The sequence below is a fragment of the Actinoplanes sp. NPDC048791 genome (assembly GCF_040650095.1).
Classification (GTDB): Bacteria; Actinomycetota; Actinomycetes; order Mycobacteriales; family Micromonosporaceae; genus Actinoplanes.
Map to the genome: position 1 here is coordinate 1 of NZ_JBEZGQ010000624.1, position 5110 is coordinate 5110.

General features: G+C 74.2%; 6 protein-coding genes and 1 pseudogene. 5 read left to right on the forward strand and 2 right to left on the reverse strand.

Annotated features, from left to right (window positions below):
- Positions 1 to 545 (forward strand): LysR substrate-binding domain-containing protein (locus AB0C29_RS32920; RefSeq protein ID WP_360828528.1); only part of this gene is annotated, 545 nt, incomplete at its 5' end.
- 9 nt (positions 546 to 554) lie between these two features.
- On the opposite strand, the gene AB0C29_RS32925 is transcribed toward AB0C29_RS32920, so the two are convergent.
- Positions 555 to 1274, reverse strand: a complete 720-nt coding sequence (locus AB0C29_RS32925; RefSeq protein WP_360828543.1) for a PHB depolymerase family esterase — start codon at positions 1272 to 1274, stop codon at positions 555 to 557.
- Between the two features lie 239 nt (positions 1275 to 1513).
- On the opposite strand from AB0C29_RS32925, the gene AB0C29_RS32930 reads away from it, so the two are divergent.
- Positions 1514 to 2482, forward strand: coding sequence for a helix-turn-helix transcriptional regulator (locus tag AB0C29_RS32930; protein WP_360828531.1), 969 nt, complete (start codon positions 1514 to 1516; stop codon positions 2480 to 2482).
- A 2-nt stretch (positions 2483 to 2484) separates the two neighbouring features.
- Here AB0C29_RS32930 and AB0C29_RS32935 read toward each other — a convergent pair whose 3' ends face one another.
- The gene (locus AB0C29_RS32935; protein WP_360828534.1) at positions 2485 to 3366 is read right to left on the reverse strand and encodes an SDR family oxidoreductase; all 882 of its coding nucleotides are present in this window, start codon (positions 3364 to 3366) and stop codon (positions 2485 to 2487) included.
- A gap of 84 nt (positions 3367 to 3450) precedes the next feature.
- Between AB0C29_RS32935 and AB0C29_RS32940 the strand changes: the two genes are divergently transcribed.
- From AB0C29_RS32940 to AB0C29_RS32950, 3 genes and pseudogenes are all read left to right on the forward strand, one after another.
- On the forward strand, positions 3451 to 4020 hold the full coding sequence (locus AB0C29_RS32940; protein WP_360828537.1) for a helix-turn-helix domain-containing protein: 570 nt from the start codon (positions 3451 to 3453) through the stop codon (positions 4018 to 4020).
- Complete coding sequence (locus tag AB0C29_RS32945; RefSeq protein ID WP_360828540.1) at positions 4020 to 4784, forward strand: class I SAM-dependent methyltransferase; 765 nt, start codon at positions 4020 to 4022, stop codon at positions 4782 to 4784. The genes AB0C29_RS32940 and AB0C29_RS32945 overlap by 1 nt, the downstream gene beginning before the upstream one ends.
- Before the next feature lie 52 nt (positions 4785 to 4836).
- Positions 4837 to 5110 (forward strand): annotated as a pseudogene (locus AB0C29_RS32950) (hypothetical protein); the annotation flags it as partial.

Here is a 5110-nt window from a genome sequence, read left to right on the forward strand (position 1 = left end):
GGGCCAACCACGAGCTGCTGCGCAAGCTGCTGGACGCGTACGCCGCGGAACCGGGCGCGGCCGAGATCGACGTGGTGCTGTGCGGCATGGGCGACCAGGCCCGGATGTTGCGCGACGGCCGGGCCGACGTGGCGTTCATGCAGCGGCCGTTCGACTCCCTGGCCGGCTTCGACACCGAGGACGTGCTGACCGAGCAGCAGGTCGCCGTCGTGCCCGCCGCCCATCCGCTCGCGGCGCGGCCGTCACTGGTCATGGCCGACCTCAGCGACGTTCCCGGGCTACCGGTCGCGCGCTGGCCCCGCCAGGACGGCACCTATGAGGACGGCCCGGGCCCCGAGATCCACGACCTGTCGCAGCTGGCCCAGCTGATCGCCCTGGGTCACACCATGGCCGTCATCTGCGCGTCCGCCCGGACGTGGCTGTGGGGTGCGCACGCCGCCGTCCCGCTGACCGACTCGTCCCCCGTCACCACGGTGCTGGCCTGGCCGGCGCACAGCCGCTCCCGGGCCGTGGCCGGGCTCGTCCGCACAGCGACCCGGCTGTGACGGCAGCCGTCACCCGCTGAGGCGGGGATGGGCGGCGAAGAAGTCCCAGAGGATGTCCGTGGCCACGATCGGTGCGTCGGGCCGGGCCAGTTGCCCCTGCTTCGCTCCGGGCCAGGAATGTCCCATGTCCGTGACGACGTACACGTCGACGTCACTGCCGTCGGCGCACCGGGCGCCGGACCGTTGCACAGTCTTCTTGCCGCTCGGCGGCGTCCTGACCGGCTCGCACCTCAGCCGCTCGCGCCACTTCTTCAGCCCGGCCTGGAAGATGTCGTAGTACTGGTCCTTGGCGCCGATGACCGTGACGACCGAGACCGGCTTGGTCGGCGCGTAGGAGGCCGCCTCCACCCGGGGACCGCCGAAGCCGCCGCTCACCGCGCCGATCGCGGCGAACACCCCGCTCGACTCGACCGCGAGCCGGAAGCTCATGTCGGCGCCGTTGGAGATGCCGGTGGCGTACACCCGGCCGGGGTCCACCCGCCAGTCGGTGATCAGTCGTTGGGTCAGTTCTCGCAGGAAGGCCACGTCGTCCTCGGCGCCGCAGCAGACCAGCGCGTTGAAGCCGCCGCCGACCCCGTCCGGGTACGCGACCAGGAAACCGTGCTCGTCGGCCTTGGCGTCCATCGCGATCATGTCCCGCAGCGCCGTGCCGGAGCCCGGATAGAAGTGCAGGGCGACGACCAGCGGCACCGGCTTGTCGGCCCGGTAACCCGGCGGGGCGTGCAGCAGATAGCTGCGTTCCTGGCCGCCGACGTCGAGCGTGAGCTTGTGGTCGCCCGCCGACGGCCGCGGCGCCGGGCTTTCTTTGTCTCATCCGGCCAGCAGCAGGCCGCACACCACACCGATCAGAACCGTACGCCGCACCGATTGCCCCCGTCCTCGCCGACCGCCACGCCAGCAGGGTCGCCTCACGCGTTCCGGCCGGTCAACGGTTTCGGCCGGTGCCGAAAGGCTGGCAAGCTGTCCGGATGTTGCGCCTGTGGCTGAGGCCCGCGGACCTCACGCAGATCCGGTTCGCCGACCGGCTGCATCCGGCCGGCACCGTGCTGCTGGCCAGCCAGGCCCTGCGGCAGCAACCCGTGGCTGCCTCCCTGCCGGCACTCGCGCGCCGGGTCGCCACGGCGGCGCCGGTGCTGCGGCCGCTGCACCATCTGCTGCCGTCCCAGGGATTCGTGCCGGATTTCATGACCCCGTGGGAGGGGCTGGGATCCATCGAGGAGGGGCTGGACGCGATCCGCTCGACGCCGGTGAAACGGGTCCGGGCCGAGGTGTCGGCGGCGTACGCCGACGTCACGGTCAGCGCCGCCCGCCGCCGGTTCGCCGCCGCCGACCCCCAGGTGCTGGACACGCTGGTCACCGCCATGCGGTCGTACTTCCATCAGGTGCTGGCCCCGGACTGGCCGGCAATGCAGCGCACCCACCGCCGGTTCGTCGGTGAGGCCGCGAGTCGCTACGCGCTGGCCGGGGCCGACGGCGTCCTCACCGGCCTGCACCGGGCGATCCGGTGGCGGGCGCCGGTGCTGGAGGTCGACACCTGGCAGGACGGTGAGATGCGGCTCGGCGGGCACGGGCTGCTGCTGGTGCCGTCACCGTTCGCCGGCCCGCGCCCGCGGGTGCTGGTCGCACCGGACCGGCCCGCCCTGATCGTTTATCCCGTCGAGCCGCCGGCCGGGCTGGACAGCCGGCCGGCCGGCTCCGCCGCACTGGCCGGACTGTTCGGCCGGACCCGCAGCGTGGTGCTGATCCAGGCCGCCCGGCCCGGCCGGCACACCACGTCGACGATTGCGCGGCAGGCCGGGATAAGCGTGTCGTCGTCCTCGGAGCACCTGTCCGCACTGCGGGCCGCCGGGCTGATCGCCAGCCGTCGCGAGGGCGGTGCGATCGTGCACCGGGCCACCGCCCTGGGCCGCGACCTGGTGAGCCAGCACGACGAATGACGTCAGGGCCGGAGGTTCTCCAGGTCCTCCAGCAGGCTCGGGTGGGTCGGCTTCCAGCCCAGCGCCTCCCGGGTGTGGGCGCTGGACGAGGGCTGATCGGTGGCGAAGATCGCGCCGAGCGGCCCGTAGGTCTCCGCCGGCACGGCCTGGACCGGCAGGCCCAGCCGCCGGCCGATGACACCGGCGATGTCCCGCACCGCGTCGCCCTCGTCGGCCACGGCGTGCCAGGCGGTCCCGGCCGGCGCCTCCTCCAGAGCCAGGCGGAAGAGAACGGCGGCGTCGAGCGCGTGCACGGCCGGCCAGCGCTGCGTGCCGTCCCCCGGATAGCCGGAGACGCCGGTCTGGCGGGCAATGCCGGTCAGCAGACCGGCGAACCCGCCCTCGCCCTCGTTGTGGACCGTGCGCGGCAGGCGGATCGCCGTGCTGCGGACCCCGCGCGAGGCCAGGTCGAGGACCGCCAGGACACCGCGGCTGCGCCCGCCGACCAGCCCCTCGGTGGAGAGCGGATCGGTCTCGGTGGAGGCCCGGCCCTCGGCGTACGGGGTGCCCGAGACGGTGACGAACGGACGGTCGCTGCCGGCGAGCTCCTCGCCCAGGGCCGCGACGGCGGCGTTCTCCTCGGCGACCGCCCGCGCGACGGCCTCGGCGGTGCTGAAGTCGTGGCTGAACGCCAGGTGGATCACCCCGTCGGCCTGCGCGGCGCCGGCCCGCAGGACGTCAAGGTCGGCCAGCCCGCCACGGATCGGCTCGGCCCCGGCCGACTCGGCCGCCGCCGCTGACGCGTCCGAACGGGCGAGCGCCAGCACGGTGTGGCCGTGGGTGAGCAGTTCGGAGACGACGGCCGACCCGATGAGGCCGGTGCCGCCGGTGATGAAGACGCGCATGGAACTCTCCCTGAGTGATGGGACTCTTATCCCATGACCCTACCAGAGTGATGGGACACAAGTCCCATCGCTTATGATGGGCCCATGGCCCGATGGGAACCAGGCGCGCGCGAACGACTCGTCATGGCCGCCGTCGACCTGTTCACCGAGCAGGGCTACGACGCCACGACGGTCGCCCAGATCGCCGAGCGGGCCGGGGTCACCAAGAGCACCTTCTTCCGGCACTTCCCGGACAAGCGCGAGCTGCTGGTGGCCGGGCAGGAAACGCTGAGCCGGCTCCTGGCCGAGGGCATCGCCGACGCACCGCCCGGCGCGAGCCCGCTGGACGCCATCGCCGCCGGCCTCGAGCGCGCCTCGAGCGCCCTGGGCCCGGCCAACCGCGAGCTCGGCCCCCGCCTGAAAGCAGCCGTCGCCGCCAGCACCGAGCTCCAGGAGCGGGACGCCCTCAAGAGCGTCAGCCTGGCGGCCGCCATGACGACGGCGCTCATCGCCCGCGGAGTCCCCGACCCGACCGCGGCGCTTGCGGGTGAGCTGGGCGTGCTGGCCTTCAAACGGGGATACGCCGAATGGTCCGAGGGCGACCAGGACGATCTCGCGCCGTACACGTTGGCGGCCCTGAAGGAGCTGCGGGCCGCGAGCGCGGCGCTGAGCTGATGGAGCTCTCCTCGTCCTTCGGCTCGGCGGCCCCCGAGTACGCCGAGCACCGGCCGGACTACGCGCAGGAAGCGGTCCGCTGGGCGCTCGACCCCGCGCCGGGGCGGCGGGTGCTCGATCTGGGGGCCGGGACCGGCAAGCTCACTGGCACGCTGGCGGCGGTGGGCGCCGAGGTCACCGCGGTGGAGCCGGACCCGGCGATGCTGGCTGAGTTGCGCCGCGCCCGGCCTGAGGTGCGCGCCCTGTCCGGCAGCGCCGAGAGGATCCCGCTGCCGGACGCGTCCGTCGATGCTGTGCTGGCCGGCAATGCCATGCACTGGTTCGACATGGCCGTCGCGGGACCGGAGATCGCGCGGGTCCTCGCCCCGGGCGGCGTCCTCGCCGGGCTGTGGAACGTGCTGGACGACAGTGTCGACTGGGTCGCCGGGCTGGCCCGGGTCAGCGGGAGTGCGGTCATCGGCCCGCGGGACACTCCTGCCGCCTGGCGTGCCGAGACGGCCGGGGCACACCTGCCGAGGGCTGGCGGGGCCGCCGCCCGGTTCGGGTCGCCGGAGCAGGAGGGTTTCCCGCATGCGCAGCGGCGCACCGCCGACTCTCTGGTGGCGACGCTGGCCACGCGGGCCGGGCTGCTCACCATGCCGGAGCGGGAGCGGGCGGCCACGCTCGGCCGGATCCGCGCCTTCCTCGCCGGCCGTCCGGAGACTGCCGAGGGCGAGTTCATGCTGCCGATGCTGACCTGCGTGCTGCGCGTCCAGCGGCTCTGACCCGCGCCGCGGCGGGGCATCGCCGGCCTGGCCCGGCCCCCATACTGGACCGGTGACCGACATCGTCACCTTCGGCCCCGGCGAGCCACCCCGGCGACCGTCCCGGCGGCTGCTCGTGGCCGGTGTCGTCGCGCTGGCGGCCCTCGCAGCCGGGACGGCAGCGATCGTCCTCGACCACCGTCGCGCACCGGATCCACCCGCGGCCGCAGACCCGGTGCCGCCGACCGCCGGCCCGTCCTGCCCGCCACCGACCCCCGCCGTGACCGTCGTCCCGGTCGCAATGATCGTCGGCTGCGCCCGCGGCGGCATGAGCCTGGACCGCCGAG

Bases quoted from the DNA above. Each gene is read 5' to 3' on its own strand.
- AB0C29_RS32930 (WP_360828531.1), top strand. From the start codon at position 1,514: ATGTTGCGCCTGTGGCTGAGGCCCGCGGACCTCACGCAGATCCGGTTC.
- AB0C29_RS32940 (WP_360828537.1), top strand. From the start codon at position 3,451: ATGGCCCGATGGGAACCAGGCGCGCGCGAACGACTCGTCATGGCCGCC.
- AB0C29_RS32935 (WP_360828534.1), bottom strand. From the start codon at position 3,366: ATGCGCGTCTTCATCACCGGCGGCACCGGCCTCATCGGGTCGGCCGTC.
- AB0C29_RS32945 (WP_360828540.1), top strand. From the start codon at position 4,020: ATGGAGCTCTCCTCGTCCTTCGGCTCGGCGGCCCCCGAGTACGCCGAG.